Genomic DNA, 790 nt, shown 5'->3' with positions numbered 1-790 from the left:
CCCGGGCCGCCTCCTCGACCTCGGCCAGCGTGGCCTCGGGACGCCCCAGGCGCAGGTTGTCCAGAACGCTGCTGCGCAGCAGGCGCACGTCCTGGAAGACAAAGGCCACCTGGCGATAGAGGGTCGCGCTGTCCATGACCCGCAGGTCGACGCCGCCGATGCGGATGGCCCCGGCGCTGACGTCGGCAAAGCGCGCCAGCAAGGTGGCCAGGGTCGACTTGCCAGCGCCCGAATCCCCCACCAGGGCGGTCAGGGTGCCCGGTTGCAGGCACAGGTCGATGCCGTGCAGCACCTGGGTGCCGTCGGGGTAGCTGAAAGCCACTTCATCAAAGATCACCTGATGCCCCTCGGGCTCCCGGGAAAATGCCGGCTGCGCCTGCACCGGGGTACTCAGCACGGTGCTGATGCGCTGCGCCGCCGCCCGGCCCTGGACCAGGGAATCGGCGCCATGCCCCAATGCCGCCACCGGCGCCGCCAGGGCCGGGCCAAGCAGGGCGAACGGCAACAGTTGCACCGGGTGCAGCCAGCCGGCCGCCGTCAGCGCCACCCCGGCCACCAGCACCAGGGCCAGCACCAGCAAGGGCGACAGCAGCACCTCGACACTCGCCCCCAGGCCCGCCCAGCGCTCCACCCACTGGGAGAAAAAACGCCCGAAACCCTGCACCGCGTTGACGAAATCCGCCTGCACCCGCTCGGCACGGCCGAAGGACTTGACCATGGCGATGCTCTGCACAAAGTTCAGGGTCGCGGTGGACAGGTCGCCCAGGGCCGCCCCCAGGCGCTGGCGCTC

The 790-nt window shown here is 70.9% G+C and carries 1 protein-coding gene; it reads right to left on the bottom strand.

Annotated features, from left to right (window positions below; genetic code table 11):
- Positions 1 to 790, bottom strand: a 790-nt coding sequence (locus F6S12_RS32420; RefSeq protein ID WP_315869944.1) for an ABC transporter ATP-binding protein, incomplete at both ends; no start/stop codon positions are given.

Origin of the sequence: Pseudomonas sp. JV245A (assembly GCF_032424515.1) — a bacterium.
GTDB classification, from domain to species: Bacteria; Pseudomonadota; Gammaproteobacteria; order Pseudomonadales; family Pseudomonadaceae; genus Aquipseudomonas; species Aquipseudomonas protegens.
The sequence above is the reverse complement of the archived record's forward strand: the minus strand, read 5'-3'. Positions and strand labels throughout refer to the sequence as shown.